Annotated in this window: 13 protein-coding genes; 11 read left to right on the top strand and 2 right to left on the bottom strand. The window is 38.8% G+C overall.

From position 1 onward, the window contains the following. Positions 1-520 precede the first annotated feature (520 nt). The 5 genes from CS931_RS06780 to CS931_RS06760 all read left to right on the top strand — a co-directional run bounded on the left by CS931_RS06780 (position 521) and on the right by CS931_RS06760 (position 7434). Positions 521-2317: a sensor histidine kinase gene (locus CS931_RS06780; protein WP_159459760.1), complete on the top strand. Its 1797-nt coding sequence runs from the start codon at positions 521-523 to the stop codon at positions 2315-2317. 39 nt (positions 2318-2356) lie between these two features. Then, entirely contained in the window at positions 2357-3376 is a 1020-nt protein-coding gene (locus CS931_RS06775; RefSeq protein WP_099205003.1) for a response regulator transcription factor, read from the top strand. A 239-nt stretch (positions 3377-3615) separates the two neighbouring features. After that, the gene (locus CS931_RS06770; protein ID WP_200814955.1) at positions 3616-5382 is read left to right on the top strand and encodes an extracellular solute-binding protein; all 1767 of its coding nucleotides are present in this window, start codon (positions 3616-3618) and stop codon (positions 5380-5382) included. 259 nt (positions 5383-5641) lie between these two features. Continuing rightward, the gene (locus CS931_RS06765; protein ID WP_099205002.1) at positions 5642-6535 is read left to right on the top strand and encodes an ABC transporter permease; all 894 of its coding nucleotides are present in this window, start codon (positions 5642-5644) and stop codon (positions 6533-6535) included. A 14-nt stretch (positions 6536-6549) separates the two neighbouring features. Next, complete coding sequence (locus CS931_RS06760) at positions 6550-7434, top strand: carbohydrate ABC transporter permease (RefSeq protein ID WP_099205001.1); 885 nt, start codon at positions 6550-6552, stop codon at positions 7432-7434. A gap of 606 nt (positions 7435-8040) precedes the next feature. On the opposite strand, the gene CS931_RS06755 is transcribed toward CS931_RS06760, so the two are convergent. Then, the gene (locus CS931_RS06755) at positions 8041-10056 is read right to left on the bottom strand and encodes a methyl-accepting chemotaxis protein (protein WP_099205000.1); all 2016 of its coding nucleotides are present in this window, start codon (positions 10054-10056) and stop codon (positions 8041-8043) included. A 639-nt stretch (positions 10057-10695) separates the two neighbouring features. Between CS931_RS06755 and CS931_RS06750 the strand changes: the two genes are divergently transcribed. From CS931_RS06750 to CS931_RS06725, 6 genes are all read left to right on the top strand, one after another. Next, a complete protein-coding gene (locus CS931_RS06750) occupies positions 10696-12783 on the top strand; it encodes a methyl-accepting chemotaxis protein (protein WP_099204999.1) in 2088 nt (695 codons plus the stop codon). A 178-nt stretch (positions 12784-12961) separates the two neighbouring features. Then, complete coding sequence (locus CS931_RS06745; protein WP_099204998.1) at positions 12962-13948, top strand: Gfo/Idh/MocA family protein; 987 nt, start codon at positions 12962-12964, stop codon at positions 13946-13948. A gap of 44 nt (positions 13949-13992) precedes the next feature. Then, a complete protein-coding gene (locus CS931_RS06740) occupies positions 13993-14667 on the top strand; it encodes a Crp/Fnr family transcriptional regulator (RefSeq protein ID WP_099204997.1) in 675 nt (224 codons plus the stop codon). 153 nt (positions 14668-14820) lie between these two features. Then, complete coding sequence (locus CS931_RS06735; RefSeq protein ID WP_099204996.1) at positions 14821-16065, top strand: ABC transporter substrate-binding protein; 1245 nt, start codon at positions 14821-14823, stop codon at positions 16063-16065. Further along, positions 16062-16763 carry a GTP-binding protein gene (locus CS931_RS06730; protein WP_099204995.1) on the top strand — a complete coding sequence of 234 codons (702 nt, stop codon included), beginning with the start codon at positions 16062-16064 and terminating at the stop codon, positions 16761-16763. Before CS931_RS06735 ends, CS931_RS06730 begins: the two co-directional genes overlap by 4 nt. Further along, entirely contained in the window at positions 16760-17767 is a 1008-nt protein-coding gene (locus tag CS931_RS06725; RefSeq protein WP_099204994.1) for an ATP-binding cassette domain-containing protein, read from the top strand. Before CS931_RS06730 ends, CS931_RS06725 begins: the two co-directional genes overlap by 4 nt. 60 nt (positions 17768-17827) lie before the next feature. Here the strand turns inward: CS931_RS06725 and CS931_RS06720 are convergent, their stop codons facing one another. After that, a complete protein-coding gene (locus tag CS931_RS06720; RefSeq protein ID WP_099204993.1) occupies positions 17828-20449 on the bottom strand; it encodes a calcium-translocating P-type ATPase, PMCA-type in 2622 nt (873 codons plus the stop codon). Positions 20450-20695 lie beyond the last annotated feature (246 nt).

Genomic DNA, 20695 nt, shown 5'->3' with positions numbered 1-20695 from the left:
AATAAGCCTATTTACAGTTACAAAATGATGTTTCAATTTCGAGATTAAACCATAAATATTGAATTAAATACAAAAAATCGGAATGAATAGACAACAAATAGAAGATGGCTAAGTTGGAATAGTTACTTGCCTAAAATCAGTAGCAAAAAGACAGTTAAAAAATCAAGGCCATTAGCAATAGACATCATAATTAAGAAACGATAGTTGTAATTTATGTATAAATAGTCTATAATATAAAATATTATATCGGCATAATTTTTTGCTTTGAATACCATGAAGAAATGGCGTTGTCGTACTATTTTTTTGTTGGTGAATGTTTTAAAGAATAACAATGATATCTATATAGAAAATAGTTATGTGTGATTTCAGATTTTTTATCTTTTATGAAAACAATTTACTGTTTTTTAATCTTGTACATAATGACTGGCCAAAAAAGAATAGATGGAATTTGTGAAATTATATACTGAAAATGAATAAAATTTTTCTTGAATCCTGTAAGCATATGTTTGGGAGAATCTACATGAAGGCAAAAGAGTCGTCAATTTTGTTGCAGCTCAAAAAGTATAGTAAACAGCCAAAATCAATTCGCACAATTATGGCCATGCAGCTTTGCATTGTGGCGCTCCTTTGTATTTTTATGGTGTTTTTAATGGCGGTGCGCACCCTAGATTTAGCAGAAAAAAACCGTTTTCAAACCGCGTTGAGAACGTATACAGAGCAGTTAGATAAGCAAATCAATCAGGAATTTGATTCCATTGTCAATATTTCGCAGCAAATGTTGCCGGTTGGTAATATTGGCTCTATGGTAGAATCTTATCTCAATGCAGAATCTCCTTATGAGAAAATGTCAACACGTAAGTGGCTTGACAGTCTGATTGGTCAATCCGCTTTTTCATCTAATCAAATAGAATTGGTGGCCTATTGTGAATATCCGGCTCTCGTGTGGGTCGGCAACATGAAAACGCAAGCAGATTTTGACCCCATTGGCAATGATATGCTTTCTCAAACAACAGATATTACTTTTCAAAGTATTCATAATACGGCTAACCGATTTACCAACTCGGAGGTATTTTCTATTATCCGTCCGGTGCTTTTTAGCGATGATATCCCCCGTTATATTTACCTTGAATATCGTACAGATATAGCCAGCAGTATGGAAGCTCTTGAAAAGGAACAAGGGATTCCTTATAAATTGATTCAGTTAGACAATAACAATGTGGTACGGTATAGTCTTGCTGAAGATATAGCGGTGGGTGATACCTTTGATTTAAGTGGTCAGATGACAAAGACAGCAGATATGAGCATGGGGCGAGGCCAAAAGTATGTGTGGTGCTATGCTCCCGCTAAATATGGCTTTAAAAATGTGCTGTTGCTGCCGGAAAACTACTATGACTATGAGCGCATGACATTATACCGTGACATTCTTCTTTTTATTATGCTAGCGCTTTTAATTATTCTAATGTTGTCTTTTCTGTTCCGCAACCAGATGTATCGACCGCTTAAGCTGATTGAAAATGAAATTATGCTGACAGGCAAAGGGGACATGGCCATTCGAAAGCACCCTTTCCAAATACAAGAATATCAGGTCTTATATGAAAGATTTCTACATATGAAAAACCAAATCAGCGGTTTGATGGAAGATATCGTTCAAGGCGAACGAGAGAAACGACGATTAGAGTTGGACAAGCTGTATTTTCAAATCAACCCGCATTTTATTATGAATGCACTCAATTCTGCACAGTGGCAGGCACGAATGGAAAAGCAGCCTGCTATTGCGGATTACCTCTCCCATCTGAATTTTATATTGGCTTATACACTGGGGAAAGTGAATCAAAACACCACGCTGAATTCTGAGATTAAAATGCTGATGGAATATCTTGAGCTGCAGCAAACCAGACAAGATTTTGAGGTGCATACTGTCATTGAACCAGGTCTGTATCTAGACGAACCTTGTGCCCGATTAATTTTGCAGCCGGTTGCTGAAAACGCGGTTTGCCATAGTCTAAATGATTTTGGCAACTTGTGGATTGAGATTCACACAGATGATCAGGAACGAGTGGAAATTAAGATTCGTGATGATGGAGCCGGTTTTAATGTAGAGATGCTGTCTTATAAAGAGGCTTTGCCGCTTGAAGGAGAACGTCAAGCTCACAATGGAATTGGGCTGCGATATGTTTGGTTAACATTGCAGGAGTTTTATGGTTCTTCAGCAGAAATGGATATTGCCAGCGAACCTCAAAAAGGCACACTGGTAACGATTCGCTTTCCGATACATAGAGATGAGAAGAAGCCGCCGAATACAGAAGATAAGAAATAGATGGAAGAAATGATTAAACTATGGGAATAAGGTGATAGCATGATTAAAGTGCTGATTATTGACGATGACAAATTAGCTCGCATGGGGTTAATTTCCCTGGTTTCGTGGGAAAAATGTGGCATGACAGTGGTGGGAGAGGCGTCCAATGGAGAACGCGGTCTGGCGTTTCTTCAAGAAAATGAAGTGGATTTGTGTGTAGTCGATTTAGCCATGCCGGTCATGCCGGGGTTGGAATTTATTAAACAGGCAAAGCAACAACACCCTAATTTGCAATATGTTGTACTAAGCTTTCATGAAGATTTTCAAAATGTGCAGGCAGCACTTCGGTTAGGTACGCTTGACTACATATCAAAAATGAGGTTAGAACAAAGAGATTGTGAAGAAGTTTTTCTGCGTGTCGGAGAAATTATGACCAATATGGAGCATTCAGATTTTTCGGAACAAGAAGTCATGCTGGTCGATGCCGACCTACAAGAGGAATGGTTGCAATTCAGGTGGCTTTACTCAAATCAAGTGATGGAAGATTTAATTGCCAAAACCTTAAAAAAATCTGTTTCACACCGCTGGCTAGAGCATTTATTGGTTCGTATTTTAGATAAGTCGCTAGAATTATTTGAAATAAAAGGGTTGCCGTCCGTCCCCTCCGTTCACCATGCACAAACCGCCTTAGAATGGATTAGCAAGTTAAGAGAGATATTGAGACAAAATTTACATGAAAAAAAGTCATCGAACAACGAGGTCTGTATTTTCCATGCAGTAGAATATATTAGTTTGCATTTAAATGAAAACCTTTCTATCCACACGGTTGCCAATCAGGTAGGTATTAGCCGAAGTCATTTTGCAGCTACCTTTAAGAAAATAACAGGGTTAACTTTCAATACATTTATCCGGCAAGAGAGGGTGAATCTTGCAAAATCTTTAATGGAATCCGGCGAAAGCGGTCCGGCTACGGTTTCTCATAAAGTGGGATATGAAGATGAGCAATATTTTTGCCGCATTTTTACAGAACAAACGGGAATGTCCCCTAGTGCCTTTTTTCACCAAGTGTCGTTGAAGTAAAAGAGAGGCTAAAAATAGCAAAGTTGTAATGAATGCCAAGAATAGGGTGATTTTAAGATAATCGTCTGATTATTAAAAGACGATTATCTTATTTTTTTTAAAAGTCTAAAAAAGCTCATACGATTATCTGTTTTATATTACTATAAATTATGTTATATTCTATACACATTTAGTGACAATGACTGTTGGTTGTTACTAAAAAGCGAATTGTGGTAAAAGAATTGAAGTGGAGGTACACAATGAAAAATGTGAAAAAGTTAGCAGCATTGTCGCTTTCTTTGGTAATGCTTTTCTCTTCTCTTGCTGGATGCGGAGATGGCAAGGGTAAAGAAAGCACGGCAAGCAAAGCAGAAGAAAGCAAGGTATCAAGTAAGGTAGAAGAAAGCAAATCAGAAGTCAGCACCAGTAAGACAGAGGAAACTTCCTCTGGAGACGATTTAGCTTTTAAAAAATTTGACGAACCTGTAGATGTACATATCGGCATGAGCGTTTCTCCAATCGACACAACGTTGCCGGCTGGTGATTCAGCACAAGATAACCAATATACTCGTTATCTGCGCGACAACTACAATATTAATGTTATTGTAGATTGGACAGCAGCAGAGGGCAATGACTACAACCAAAAAGTTTCTTTGGCTATTGCCAGTGACACTTTGCCCGATGGTTTGGTTGCCAATGAGCAATCTTATCTGCGTAAAGCAGCTAAGTCAAACATGCTGATGGATATTACCGATTTATTTGACCAATATGCTTCAGAGCAGGTTAAAGGAATTGTTGATTCTACAGATGGCCGTGCTATTGAAAGTGTTAGCTTTGACGGCAAAATGCAGGGCTTGCCCAACGTCACAGTTGATACAGACGGTGTTCACATCTTGAATATCAGAAAAGACTGGTTAGATGAATATAGTCTGGAAGTACCGAAAACTTTAGATGATGTTGAAAACATTGCTAAAGTCTTCAAAGAGAAAAAACCTGCCGGAGACCAGACAATTCCGCTTTCTGGCCCAGACAAGAACGAAAGACTTTACTGCACATTCTTAGAGTCTTCCAATAATGCACACGGTTTAGACCCTGTTTTCTCCGCCTATGATGTTTATCCCGGCTATTGGCTGCAGGATGATAAAGGCGAAGTTGTTTACGGTTCAACCGATGAAAAAATGAAACCCGCTCTTGAGCGTTTGGCAAAATGGTACGCTGAAGGTTACATTGATCCAGAAATGGGCACAAGAGATTCTTCAGGCGAAGCTGTTAACGCTAACCAAGTTGGTATGTTCTTTGGTCCTTGGTGGTCACTTGGCTATGGCAACGGAGATTCTTTCAAGAATGATCCTACTGCCAACTGGCAGACTTACCCGATCTTTAGTGATGACGGCAAATGGAATGTTCATATGAAGAGCGTAGGTACTTCTTCTACTATGATCAGCAAAAATGCTTCTGAAGATGTTGCAGCTGCTATCATTATTATGTACAATGCATTGGTTCGTGATGAAGGTGTTTTTGATACTTCAGTTGCCATCGGCTGGTATCCTTTGAGAACAGTTGCTGCTGCTGCTGATGAAGTAGAGCATGAATCTCAAGAACTGACAAGAGTGCTGAACGGCGAAGCAGACCCAGAAGAATTTAATGACCCAATGTCTATCTATAAACTTCTTTATCAGGATGCTACCAAAGTTCGTAACGTTGTTACTGGCTATACAAAAGATAGAGAATTGGCTGTCACAGATTTCAGCATGGAAAATGAAGGCGACTTCAAACGTATGTATGCAATCTTGATCGGCAACCGTCCTTATGCTACAACAGAAGTTGATAAGAAAGTCTACAGCCTTACTTACAGCATGACAGAAACAATGGAACGTAAATGGGCTAACCTCAAAAAATTAGAAGATGAAACAATGCTAAAAATCATCACCGGTCAAGAGGACATCAGTGCTTTTGATACCTTTGTCAGCAATTGGCATGCACAAGGCGGAGATGAAATCTTAGCTGAAGTAGCAGGCTTAAATTAAAAATTGAATGTGAGATAGTGTTGCGGTGTAGAGGAGATGTCTCTGCACCGCGGCTATCCTAAAATTGGTGTTTTACAGGGATAATAACACAGATGCTATGTATAAATGGCATAGCTTATATTGAGATGACAAAAGGGAAATGTTCAAATAATAAAAGTTTTCTTAATAAGTGAATTGGGATTTTGGTGAGGTTGAACGTGTATTGGCTCTAAAGTATCACGGCATGGTTTTGCCTTCAGGAAGGAATGATTAATAAGTTATGAAAAGTAAGTTTATGAATCAAGTCCATTATACGCTGATGATTCTCCCCGGATTTGTGTGGTTGATTTTGTTTAGCATTGTACCCATGGTCGGTATTGTTATGGCTTTTCAGGATTATAACCCCGGACTGGGATATTGGCAGTCGGAATGGATAGGACTTGAAAACTTTAAATATTTATTTTCAATGAGTGATGCCTGGCAGGTTATGAAAAATACAATCATCATCGCAACGTCTAAGATGATATTGAATCTAATAGTACCGTTGACTTTTGCTATTTTATTGAACGAGATTAAAAGTGTGAAATATAAAAAAGTAGTACAGACAATTGTTTATCTTCCTCACTTTTTGTCTTGGGTTATTCTAGCAAGCATTATTATCAACATCTTTGGTTATAACGGTGTTGTGAATACGGTGGCAGGCGTGTTTGGAGCAGAACCGCGTGTGTGGATGCAGGAATCTTCTATTTTCCGTCAGTTGGTCATTGGTACTGATGTTTGGAAAGAATTTGGATATAATGCAGTTATTTATTTGGCTGCTTTAACGGGCATTAACCCAAATCTTTATGAAGCAGCAGCCATTGACGGTGCAGGTCGCTGGAAATCCATCTGGCATATTACGATACCGGGATTAATTCCTACCATTGTTCTGTTAGGTGTTTTGGGATTAGGCAGTGTGCTCAATGCTGGTTTTGATCAAGTCTTTAACCTTTATAACAAGATTGTTTATTCTACCGGTGATATTTTAGACACATGGGTTTATCGCATGGGGCTGATTGATTTGCAATTTTCTCTGGCTACCACAGCCGGACTTTTGAAATCGGGTGTCAGCTTTATCTTGATTATCATTTCATATGTTACCGCATATAAAGTCGCTAATTATCGGGTATTTTAAAGGAGGGGAACCGCATGATTGAAAATAAGACTCTTAGTTCCCGTGTATTTAATATCCTGAATAACATTATTATGGGTATTTTAGCTTTCAGTTGTATTTATCCACTTTGGTATGCGCTTTCGCTCTCTTTGTCAGATAAATCAGCTGCAAACTCAGGACTAGTGACCATATATCCTATCGGATTTACTCTTAATTCTTATAAAGAGATTATGGGAGATTGGAAATTCTTTAATTCTTTTTGGATTTCGATTCAAAGAACTGTTTTAGGTACTGGTGTGACCATGCTCGTCTTGATTATGATGGCCTATCCACTTGCTAAATCTAAAAAAGATTATAAGCCCCGCAATATTCTCATGTGGATTGTACTTTTCTGTATGCTCTTTAGCGGTGGAACCATACCGTGGTATATCACAATGCAGAAATATGGATTGATTGATAACATTTGGGGATTAGTTCTTGGAGGCAGTTTACCAGTTTTTAACCTAATTGTTATGATGAACTTTTTCCGTAATATTTCTTCTGACTTGGAAGAAGCTGCGGTTGTAGATGGTGCAAATCCATGGAGAATTCTCTTTCAGATTATTGTACCGGTGTCTATCCCTGTGTTAGCAACAATTGTTTTGTTCACTAGTGTTTATCACTGGAATGAATTCTTCCAAGGACTTGTTTTAACAACAGGAGAAACTAATTATCCTCTACAAACGTATATTAAACAGCTTGTGGTCAATATTCAAACCACAAACTTGACGAAAGATCAGATTGAAAACCTGAGTAAGCTTTCTAATAAATCGCTAGATGCTGCTAAGGTGTTTATTGCGATGATTCCTATGCTAATTGTATATCCGTTCCTACAAAAATACTTTGTAACGGGCATTATGCTAGGAGCAGTCAAAGAATAAAAGCACAAACTATGCTGTATAAAAATGAAAACCATATATGGCTAAAATAAGAAGAACAACCACTATCAGATAATTTCTCTGATAGTGGTTGTTCTTTATTATAGAGTTGATATGGTAAGAGTGAGGTAAATCAAAATAACCCTGTTAGAAAGCTGCTTCTGGTTGTAGATTAAGCAGAAGAAGATATAACAATCGATTTAGTCAATAAGCTCATTCGCTATATTTCAGTTATTTGTTTAATGGGCTTGATTTCTCTGAAATTTCTTTGGAGATGATATCTGATTTTGCTTGCATGAATACGAATTTTATACAACCAGATATCTTTGCTGTGTAAACTGATATCGATGGCGCAAGAATGGACAGTAATCCCTCTAATTTTAAAGCTATTATCTTATACATGAGATTATATTTATGGCCATTATATGCTACTAAAAGAAGCGGTAGCGATGAAAGGGATTAAGATTATGTAACAGCAAAACAGACAATTAGGACGGCACCGTTTTACGGTTTAAAATGGAAGTGCTGTTCTGCAGAAAAAACAACCCTCTGCAAGTCTGCAGAGGGTTTAAAATTAGTCATTCGTTTTAGGCTGTTCTGTAAGACTGATTAATACTTGTCGTCGGGATTGCTGTCTTCTAGGTTATCTTCTTCTGAAAACTCGAAGGATTCTTCTTCTATCTCTAAATCATTGCTTTTTAACTTAAAGGAGCTAATGCGATTCTGTAAGATATCAGATTGTGAAAGAAGCTCTTCGCTAGAGGCGGCGCTTTCTTCTGCTGTGGCAGAATTGGTTTGCACCACGGCAGCGATTTGTGTGATACCAATATTGACTTGTTCAATTGAACGAGACTGATCATCAGAGGATGAGGAAATCTGTTGTACGATATCAGAAACCTCATTGGCTAACGAAACGGCTTCTGATAAAGAGTGTGCTGTTTCGTTGGTAATGGAACCGCCTTTTTGGACAGCTGTCAGCGATTTTTCAATTAACACGGTAGTATCTTTAGCAGCTTCGGCGCTCTTACTGGCTAAGTTACGGACTTCATCAGCAACAACGGCAAAACCTTTGCCGGCTGAACCGGCTCTGGCGGCTTCAACAGCAGCGTTAAGAGCAAGAATATTGGTTTGGAAAGCAATGTCTTCAATCGTTTTGATAATTCGTCTAATCTCATTAGAAGTGCTGTTAATTTCCTGCATAGCAGCAGTCATGTCTTGCATTTTATGGTTGCTGTTCTGCAATTCTTGGTTGACTTCATTCATTTTTAGGTTGCCCAGATTAGCATTTTGAGCCGCATCTTTCACTTTTACAGCAATAGTCTCCATGGTAGCGGCTAATTCTTCCAAAGAACCTGCTTGTTCTGTAACGCTTTGAGAAAGATTTTGAGCACCGGAGGAGAGTTGTTCTGCACCTGATTTTACTTCGGAGGAAGCAAGGCCAAATTGGGAGAGAACATCCGTCAGACCCTCAATAATAGTGACCAGTGACAGCTTAATCTGGTTAAAATCACCCGGATAGTCTGCCTCGGTAGTAACCAATAAATTTTCAGATGAGATTTCTTGCAAGACATTTGAAATATCTTGAATCAGCGTTCGGTAGGTGGTTGACATACTATTCAGTTTCTCTGAAATCAGGCCAATTTCATCCTGTCTTTCTGCCTTAAATTCAATGGATAAGTTACCCTTATACATCTCATCAATATTGACGACCATTCTTTCAATGGGTTTTAAAATCTTATTGGAGATTCGAGTAATGACAAAAATAGCAACAATTAAATCGACGATAGCAATTAGAATCATAGCAATCGTTCCTTCGGTTGCTTTCTTCATAAACTCAGATTCCAAAGCGGTTACGTTGACAGACCAACCGTCCGTGCCCTCAATAGGAGCGTAAGAACCAAACTTCTTATCTCCCTTCCAAGTGTAAAAATTAAAACCGGAATTACCTTGAATCATATCACTTTCCAGATTTGCGACAGACTGGTAGGTGCCAGGGTCTGATTTGACTTCTTCAAGATTGTTTTGCCGACTTAAAACGAGCGAAACATCATCGTGAATCACTTTAGTACCGGTACTGTCGAGAATGTAGGTGCTGCCAGTAGAACCGATTTTAACAGAAGAAACAATATCGGCGAAGAACGAATAGGGAATATCTATTAGTATGATATAGCCTTGATAGGGGTAGGCATATTGAAAATATACATTTTCGCCGCTAATAATAGGTTCACTCAAACCCGGAGTGCCCGCTGCTGCCATTTTTAGGGCATTGTTAGGTGTATATTCATTTGAGGTATCAACAACAGAAATAAGAGAAGAACCCAGCATATCAATTTTCTCATATCCATATTGCTCGCAGAGCGTCTCTAAATAGCTCTTAAAACCGGCTGGATTACTTTTTCTATAATAAAAACCAACAGAATCTGAAACAAGGCGAAATTTATCGATTTCCGAAGTAATCTTTTGAGAAACAAGCTCACTAGTTTCTGTCATACTTTTTGTTAAAGACTCGGTTGTGGAATTTCTGATAAAATAACTTGAAGCCAAGATTAAAATCACATTGACAGTTGCAAAGATAATAATGACAGCCTTAATAAAGTCGGTTCTGATGCTTTTTTTAGATAACATAATCTCAATTTCCTCCTCAAAAGGACCGCAGACGCGATTAAATTTATTAAATTAGAATTATTATACTTCTTTTTTTGACAAAAAGCAATCAAATATTTCATGAATAACCAAATTTTTACAAAAATTCTTATTTTTTATAACTAAATTTAATATTTTATTATTACGTACAATTAAATTTGAAAAGGTGCCCACTACTGGTAAATCAAGTAAATTATTCAATATCTTATCACGGAGAAGTATTTATATTTGGTAGTGTAAAATTCATATTAAGAAAATAATAATAATATTTATTCCTTTGTATAATTATTCAGATTATAAGCCAAAAACTTACATAATATTGACTTTTTCGTCAGATTTCGTGAATTGTATTGACTTTTTTCACGAAAATGTTATTCTATAATTGATAAAAAAGGAAAAATATTACTGTAAAACACCTAATTTATAAACGCTTTTTAATAAGCTTTGTGATGTCTAATTTGAAAAATAAATATTGACTCTCTCTTTTTTTTAATGGATGCAATAATGTGTGAAATAAAGGATATAACTGTGCGTCTGAATGAAATTTAACGCTAATTTCAAGTTTGACTTCAAGAGGTTATATGCTTTTCAATAAAATATCACAAGAATCAGGGGAAAAACATGAAAAAAGAAAAAGGAAACGTATCAGCAACAAAGAAGAAAACAAAAAAGAAATCAATCAAAAGAACTCTTTTAATTTCTATTAGTTCACTATCTGTTGCAATTGTTCTCCTTTATGGAGTGATTAGCGGATCAATTTTATATGCTCAATCTATTGACAGCACCAATGAGAGACTGCGTGAAAACGCGATAGCTTACAGTCAATCTGTTGAGAATGCGATCTCCGTATTTAAAACTAAAATTGAGATGATTGCTCAAAATGAATCTATTGCTAATCCGAAAAGATCGTTAAGTCAGCGAGTTGAAATCCTAGAAGAATTGGCGACAGCAAATGGTTTTGAGGCATTGATAGTAGCAGATGCTAACGGAGAAACGACCGAAGGCTCGCAAGTTAGTGAACGTGAATATTATCAAAAGGCTATGCAGGGAGAAACATACATGTCTTCTACCAATGTCAGTAGTGTGACGGGTAAGACGGTTTTAATGGTGGCCACCAAGCTGAAAAGCGAAACCTTTAACGGAATTGTATACGCTAGATTAGATAGTGATACCTTTAGCTCCATTATTGATGATATATCTATTGGGGAAAGTGGATATGCTTTCATTGTAGATAAAAATGGTAAAATCATCGCCCATAGAGAAAACGATAGAGTGGTCAATCAAGTCAATTATATAGAAGAATCACAAAGTGATGAGAGCCTTAAAAGTACAGCAGCTTTAATTGAAAGTATGATTGCAGGCGGAGAAGGCAAACAAGATATCGTGTTTAACGGCGTTAAACAGATGGCAAGTTATACAAGTATTCCTAATACAGATGGTTGGTCAATTGGTATTACGGCAAAGAGAAGCGAGATGTTAAACTCTTTTTATATGGGTCTTGGCGTGACAGTTGCTCTCGGTGTAGTATTCTTTATTCTGGCATTCGTTGTAGCGTTTAGAATTTCAAATAAAATGGTGAATCCTATCCTTGGTTTGGTTACCAGAGTGAAAATGCTTGCTGAGGGTGATTTACATTCGGCGGCTCCAGTTATTGAAGATAATAATGAAATTGGTGTTCTGGCAGACTCTTTCTCCGATACAGTCATTTCTCTTAATTCTTATATTAGTGAAATGTCGAGTGTGTTATCTTGTCTTGCAGAGGGGAATTGTACGGCTGAAGTGCAGCAAGAATATAAAGGCGATTTTGTAGTGATCCGTGATTCTTTGAGACAGATTGTTAATAATTTAAACACGGTTTTTGCAAAGGTAAAGGATTCTGCAGAGCAAGTAGCAGGAGGTTCTGAACAGGTGGCTATGGCTTCTCAAGCTTTGGCTTCGGGTGCGGCAGAACAAGCTTCTACGGTAGAACAGCTGACAGCAGCCATTACGACCATTGCACAGCAAGCAGAAGACAATGCTAAAAATGTTCATAAAGCAAAAGAATATGTAGCGCTTTCTGGTGCGGGTGTGGCCAAAGGAAATCTGTACATGCAGAACCTGACCGAATCCATGAATGAGATTACCGCTTCCTCAGAGAAGATTTCCAGTATTACAAAAGTCATTGAGGATATTGCTTTTCAGACCAATATACTCTCTTTAAATGCTGCCATTGAAGCAGCTCGTGCCGGTACCGCTGGCAAGGGATTTGCGGTTGTAGCTGACGAGGTACGAAATTTAGCTTCTAAATCAGCGGAAGCAGCAAAGCAAACAGCTGCACTAATTGAACATTCTAATCTTTCTGTTATGGAAGGCGAAAAGCTGGTTACTGAAACCGGTAAAGTATTGTTGGATGCAGTAGAAAAGTCAAAAGCAGTAGAAGCTTCCATTCAAGAAATAGATTCTTCTTCTACCGCACAGGCGGAATCTATTGATCAAATCACACTGGGATTGGCACAAGTTTCAGATGTTGTGCAGACAAATGCAGCAACGGCAGAAGAAAGCTCTGCTTCTAGTGAAGAGCTAGCAGGACAAGCCGATATTTTGCGAGAAGAAGTTGAGAAATTTAGATTGCAGAATGAAGGAGTATCCTATTGTTCAGAAGCGAATGTGCCTGCCGAGTTAGATTCTGCAGATTTTCTTGAAGCAGAAACTCAGTCAGACAAGTATTGAGATTGTTTTTAAATAAAAATGCCCTATAAAGAAATGAGACGTTGATGATTGATTGGCGTCTCATTTTTTGTTGTGTTATATTCAAAATCTTTCTATTTGGTCTTGACGGCAGCTAAGGCTAAATGATAAAATTGTTGCAAAATAGTCTAAAATTTGGAAGTGAGAGAGGAAATTTAATATGAAAACACGATTTGGAATTATTGGGTTAGGCGCAATCGCCAACCGATTTGCGTCTGTATTGAATACGATGGAAGAAATTGAATTGGCGGCAGTCGCTTCAAGAGATAATCAAAAGGCAGCCGAATTTGCAGAGAAATACCATGCTACTAAAGCCTATACAAAGTATGAAGATTTAATTTTAGATGAAAAGGTAGAAGTGATTTATGTTGCCTTGACACATAATTTTCACTATGAAATCGTGAAAAAATGCTTAGAAAATAAAAAAGCAGTTATCTGCGAAAAACCGTTAGTATTGAATCAAAAGCATGCGCAAGAATTAGTTGAGTTATCTAAGAAAAACAATACAGTACTGATGGAGGCAATGTGGACACGCTGTCTGCCGGCTTTTCAAAAAGCAAAAGAGTGGACGTTGGGGGGCAGTATCGGTAAAATAAAACTTATTCAAGCCTCATTTTGTTTTAATGCTCCTTTTAACGAAGAAAACCGTCTTTATAAACCCGATTTAGCAGGTGGCAGCTTATATGATGCCGGCGTCTATCCTATTGAATTTGTAACAGGTATTTTAGATGAAAATCCTATCTACACAAATGGTGTTGCCAGTATTTGTAAAACAGGCGTTGATGATGTTACAGCTGTGAATTTTGGCTTTAAAAGCGGTGCTTTGGCCACAATTTCCTCTGGTATTTCAGTGAACACATCATCGGATGCTTATATCTACGGCAGTGAGGGACATATTGTAGTCTATGATTTTCTGCGTACTAGAAAATGTGAGAGATATGATAAGAGCAATCAATTGGTTGAAACTTTTGAAGGCATAGATGAGGACGGATTTATTTATCAAATTCGAGAGGTGTGCAGACTGTATCATGATCACAAAATTGAAAGTGAGTTAATCTCTCATAGAGATTCAATTGCTTGCGCTGAAGTTTTTGATATACTGATGGCACAATTTGAAGAACAAAGGGTAGAATCTGCTTCAAACTAAATAGATTTAAAGGAATTGAGACAGCAAAAGAAAAGAGGTGTCCTATGATTTCACTTGCCAAGCAATCTCCTCTTTTTTTCAATATGGGAGACGACGACATTCAAAAGTGTTTGACAGACAGTGGTTCGGAGGTCGTTTCTTATGCAAAAGATGAAATTATCTTTTACCAAGAGGACAAACCTCAAAAACTGCATATTTTGCTGGAAGGTACAGTAGTTATTGGTACTGATTCGGCATCGGGAAAACGCAGCATTATCGCTACCTTTAGTCACCCAGGAGAACTTTTTGGAGAGGTCTTTCTATTTTTAGACAAAAAGGAATATGACAACTACGCACAAGCGGTCAATGATGTTAAGATATTAGAAATTCCTAAAGATTTTCTTTATCATCCAAGTGAAAAAAACGATGATTATCATAGGAAACTAATTTCGAATATGCTAGAGATTTTGGCGAAGAAGGCTTACTACCTGAATCAAAAAATTCAGATTATGTCAGCCATGACAATCAGACAAAAGCTTGCTAAAGTGCTTTTGCAGAACAGCAATCATGAAGGAAAAGTTTTTCTGAAAATGAATCGGGAAGAATTAGCTGATTTTCTCAATGTAGCGCGTCCTTCTGTTTCAAGAGAATTGATGAAAATGCAAGAAGATGAGCTTTTAAAGTTGGACGGAAAAGCTATCTTTTTACCAAACAAAAAAAAATTGCAAGATATTTTATAACGATACCTAAAAATCCGATTTTAGTATGCTTAAAATCGGATTTTTCTTTTTTTGTAACGCTTGTTACGGATTTTCAAAAAAAACTTTGATAAAATAAGAGCACGTTATAAGAATAGTAGTACAATCTATGTTGCCCATAGGAGGGATTTTAATATGAATTCATATTTTTCTTTTTCTGATAAAGTGTATGATGTGACCGAGAAATACCCAGAGCTAATTGACGTGCTTGCGGCGAATGGATTTGAAAATTTGCGCAATGAAATGATGCGCAGAACACTGGGTAAGACCATTTCACTTCAAATGGCACTGAAAAGTAAGCAACTTAATGCAGATTCTTTTGAGCGGCAGTTAGTGGAAGCTATCGAGCAGCAACGTCCGGCTCTTTCTACCGGACTTGTCGAGGCGAAACAAGAAAACGGCGGAGAAGTAAAAGTTAAAGGGATTTTACCTTGCCCCATTCGTGTGCCGTTTATGGAAAAACTGGAAGCTTGGTTTGCGGCACAGCCAATTCAATATGACTATAGCTTGCAAGCTGCCAGCATGGGCCTTGACTGGATAGAAGATGACCTCATCCAGAATGAGCATAAAGGGGAAGAGGCACTGGCAGATGTCTATCTGTCTGCTGGATTTGGTTTGTTTTTTGACCGTAAAAGAATGGGCAAATACAAAGAAAACGGTGTGTTTTCAGATTTAACGGGCGCAAAAAAATTAAACAGTATCTTTGATAATGATAAAATTGATTTAAAAGATCCCTTGCACCAATACTCAATTTTGGGAGTAGTTCCTGCCATTTTTATGGTAAACAAAGAGGCATTGGGAGATAGAACCGCTCCTAAAAGCTGGGCCGACCTTATGAGACCAGAGTTTGAAAACAGCATTGCCCTCCCTGTTCGTGACTTGGACTTATTTAATGCTCTATTGCTGGGCATTTATAAAGAATATGGCGAAGAGGGAATCAAAAAGCTTGGTAAAGCGATGCTGAGCAGTATGCACCCCGCACAGATGATAAAAACGGGTACAAGAAAAGCCGAGGCAAAAACACCGGCAGTCACCGTTATGCCGTATTTCTTCACTTGGATGGCCAAAGAAAATGGTTCACTCATTCCAGTATGGCCAGAAGACGGTGCAATTGTGAGCCCTATCTTCTTGCTATCAAAAACAAAAACGGCAGAAAAGATACAGCCCTTGGTAGATTTTCTGTTTTCTAAAGAGGTTGGAGAAGTGTTTGCGGCGGGTGGTAAGTTTCCCTCGACACACCCTGAAGTGGACAATCAACTGTCAGCAGAGAAAACATTTTTATGGCCGGGTTGGGACTTTATTCATTCACATGATATCGGTAAATTGTTGAAAGATTTGGAAAATGTGTTCTTTGCCGTCACGGGAGGTGGCGAATCATGAATTTAACTATTTTTTCAGGCCCTCCGTCATCGGGTAAAACTTCGGTCATACTCAAGGCAATTGCTTTCTTTCAAAAAAGAGGTATCAAGGTTGGTGTCGTCAAGTTTGACTGCTTGCACACGGATGATGATACGCTGTATGAGAAAGCAGGTGTTCCGGTTAAAAAGGGACTTTCAGGAGCACTTTGTCCCGACCACTTTTTTGCCTCGAATATCGAAGATGTCGTCAAGTGGGGGAATCAGGAAAATTTAGATTTGCTGATTACCGAATCAGCCGGACTTTGCAACCGCTGTTCGCCTTATATTGTGGGCATTAAAGGGGTTTGTGTCATTGACAATCTGTCAGGCATTAATACACCCAAAAAAATTGGCCCTATGCTGAAAGCAGCTGATTTAGTGGTCGTGACAAAGGGAGATATTGTGTCGCAAGCAGAAAGAGAAGTATTTTCCTCTCGTGTTAGTACGGTTAACCCCAAAGCGATGGTCATGCACGTCAATGGTCTAACAGGGCAGGGAGCCTATGAACTCAGCACACTTTTGTATGACGAAAATCAGCAGGTTGATTCTGTGCAGGGTATGAAATTGCGTTTCCCCATGCCGTCAGCTATGTGTTCATACTGTTTGGGTGAAACGAGAATAGGTGAAAGTTATCAACTTGGAAATGTGAAGAAAATGGACTTTGGGGAGGATGAAGGATGAAAAACATGACCATTGCTGAATTACTCGAGCGTTACCCCTTTGTCGAAGATTACTTTCAGCAGAATCGGCTGCAAGTAACAGGATTTGAACATCTCACATTTGAAGCATATCTACAGCATTTCTCTGCCGAAGAAATAGAAGATAAAGCAATTGACATAGAGCGTTTCTTGCCAGAGTTAGAAACCTATATTGAAAAAATGCTTGAATTTCTTGGTGTACAGGACGATAATACGGTACAGTCGCTGACGATTATACCCGGTACCGATAAAAACGGAAATCCTGAAAAGTTTGAAAATCTAACTGTTTTGCCCTCGCAAATTATCTCTATTGTGGGTCCTACAGGTTCAGGAAAAAGCCGACTGCTAGCCGACATTGAGTGGGCAGCACAGGGTGATACACCCACAGGACGCAGCATTTTAATTAATGACAAGATGCCTGATCCCAAGTGGCGCTATTCTGCCAACAATAAATTAGTTGCCCAGCTTTCGCAGAACATGAACTTTGTCATGGATTTGCGTGTGGGTGAGTTTTTAGAAATGCATGCGCAAAGCCGAATGGTGCAAAATCCAGAGCAAATGTCAGCTCGCATTTTAGAAGCCGCCAACCATTTAGCAGGGGAAAAGTTTTTGGTCGATACCCCTGTGACAAGCCTTAGCGGAGGACAATCGAGAGCGTTGATGATTGCCGACACAGCGATTCTTAGCACATCACCGATTGTGTTGATTGATGAAATTGAAAATGCGGGTATTGACCGCCGCAGAGCGCTCGAGCTTTTGGTTTCAGAAGATAAAATTGTGCTGATGGCGACGCATGACCCTTTATTGGCTCTCATGGCAGACAGACGAATTGTTATTCAAAATGGTGGCATTCACGCTGTTTTAACCACAACAGAAGAAGAAAAATCTTTGTTACTGGAACTTGACAAAATTGACGGAATCATACAATCTGCAAGACGAAAACTTCGTGAGGGTAGTTTGCTGACAAAGCAGGAGATTTTTAAATAAAAAAGAGCGATGTTATCACAATGGGATAACATCGCTCTTTTTTTATGAAGCATAGAAATTTTATGATTTTGTGTGGTGTTTGATGAGTCCTACTGCTTTTGAGATTTCCATGATTAATAGAGGAGTGAAAATCAAGCATAGGCCGATTAGGTAAAGATTTAAAGGTAGAATGACAAGGCTGAAAGCATTGGCTAAAGGAGTGAACATAACCAAAGCAACTAAAAGAACAGAAATGAGAGATGCCCAGTTTAATTTGTGATTAGAGAAAACACCAATTTTGAAGAGAGAATGTTCAGAACGCATATTATAAGCCTGAACAATCTGTGACAAGGCTAAGACCATAAAGGCAAGTGTTTGTCCGCCGGCAAGTTCACCGGTAACCGTCTCACCTGTTTTAAAAGCAATAAGCGATAAAGTACCGAACATAACACCCTGCAAGATACTGCGAACACCAAATCCATGAGCAAAAATGCCTTCATGTTTTGGTTTTGGTTTGCGATCCATGACATCAGCCTCAACAGCTTCCATGCCTAGCGCAATGGCAGGCATACTATCTGTTACGAGATTAATCCACAAAAGGTGCATAGATAACAACGGAGATTTATGCCACAGAAGCATGGCAACAAACACGGTGATAATTTCGCCGATATTGGTACCTAAAAGGAAACCGACGACTTTTTTGATGTTGGCATAAATGCCTCGGCCTTCTCGAACAGCGTGCACGATTGTAGCAAAGTTATCGTCTGTTAGGGTCATGTCAGCAGCGCCCTTGGCAACGTCGGTGCCTGTAATGCCCATAGCACAGCCAATATCAGCGGCTTTCAAAGCAGGAGCATCATTTACGCCGTCACCAGTCATAGCGACGACATGGTCTTTTCTCTGCCAAGCTTTGACAATACGAATTTTATTCTCGGGCGATACACGAGCATAAACAGAAATATTGGCAATAGATTTCTCAAGTTCAGAATCGGTCATTAAATCAAGTTCTGCTCCGGTAATAGCAAGATCACCGTCTTGCAAAATACCCAATTCTTTAGCAATGGCAGAAGCCGTGACAACATGGTCACCGGTAATCATGACAGGTTTAATGCCGGCTTTACGGCAAATTTTGACAGCTTCAGCAGCTTCGGGACGAGGCGGATCAATCATGCCCACAAGCCCCATAAAGGTTAGGCCAGATTCAAGCTCTTCTGGTACAAGCTTAGCTGGTACACGGTCAATCACTTTATAGCCGATAGCTAAAACACGCAGCGCATTTCGGCTCATCTCTTCATTCATTTCTTTTGCTTTTTCAATGTTGCCGGTAACACATAGAGGAGCCATCATGTCAAAAGCGCCTTTGACAAGAACCAGATATTGTCCGTCAATTTTATTGATGGTGGACATTAGTTTACGATCAGAATCAAAGGGGATTTCAGCATAGCGTTTATGCTTTTCTTCCAACTGATTTTTAGGCATTCCGTTTTTATGGGCGGCTAAAACAATAGCGGTTTCGGTAGGGTCACCCATGTGTTTTTCTTCATTATTCTCAAAGCCCACAGAACCGTTGCTGCACAGTGTGCCGTACATGAGCAATTTTTTAGTTTCCTCAGTGTTTTGAGTGGTGACTTTTTCAAGTTTATCGGCACCGTCCAGATAAGTTTCTACAAGCGTCATACGATTTTGTGTCAGTGTTCCTGTTTTATCAGAGCAGATAACGGAGGCACCGCCAAGGGTTTCAACAGCAGGCAAGCGGCGGATAATCGCATTATGCTTAACTAAACGTTGTACACCAATAGAAAGAACTACCGTAACAATGGCAGGTAAGCCTTCGGGGATAGCCGATACGGCAAGAGAAACAGCGGTCATGAAAATTTCTAGTACCGGAATTTGATTGAGAACGCCGATAAGGAAAACGATGGCGCAAGCGGCAAGAGCCATAATACCAAGGTATTTACCGAGCTGGGCTAATTTTTCCTGTAAAGGAGTTTGCCCGTCTTCTTCGCTGTCAAGAAGATTAGCAATCTTGCCCATTTCTGTGTCCATTCCAGTAGCGGTGACAATAGCTGTTGCTGTGCCATAAGTAATACTACAGCCTGAGAAAACCATGTTGCTTCGGTCACCCAAAGGAGCATTTTCTTCTACAAGAATACTTGCCTCTTTTTCAGAAGCCACAGATTCACCGGTCAGAGCAGATTCTTCACTTTTTAAGCTGGAACTTTGCAGAAGACGTGCATCGGCGGGGATAAAATCGCCAGCCTCCAATCGAATAATATCTCCGGGAACCAACTCAATAGCATCGATAATGTCTTCTCTGCCATTTCGAATAACACGGGCATGGGGAGCAGACATGTTTTTAAGCGCTTCTAATGCCTTTTCAGCTTTGTTTTCTTGAAAAACACCGATGGTAGCATTAAGAACCACAATTAATAAAATAAGAAGCGGTTCAAAAAAGGCTTTTGCTTCTCCTTCATAAAAGGCGGTAATAAAAGAAATAGCGGCAGCGGCAATTAGAATCAAAATCATAACATCTTTAAACTGATCTAAGAAACGTTGAAAAGTTGTTTTCTTTTTTTTCTGGCGAAGCTTATTCTCGCCAAATTGCTGCTTTTTTTCAGAAATTTGATTGTTTGTTAAGCCGTTTGCAGGATGAGAAGATAGCTGCTGAACAACGGCTTCTGGAGTTTCATGATAAAAAACCAAAATAGTTCCTCCTTTTGCGCTCCTATTTTTTTAAAGAAGTTAGAAACGCTGATCCTAAATGTATTTTATAGTTATTATTATAAAGAAAAAACGCATTTTTTCAATGGACAAATGATAGGGATGTCATAATTTTGCCCTCAAAAAGAAATTTGTTACATTTTTAGACATTTTTCTTTTTTTGTCCCATAAAAAAAAGAAAAGTAGTTGCCCTTTTGCAGGAATATGATATAATAAAAGAATATAAGG

The organism is Scatolibacter rhodanostii (genome assembly GCF_900197595.1).
GTDB lineage: Bacteria > Bacillota > Clostridia > Oscillospirales > Acutalibacteraceae > Scatolibacter > Scatolibacter rhodanostii.
The sequence above is the reverse complement of the archived record's forward strand: the minus strand, read 5'-3'. Positions and strand labels throughout refer to the sequence as shown.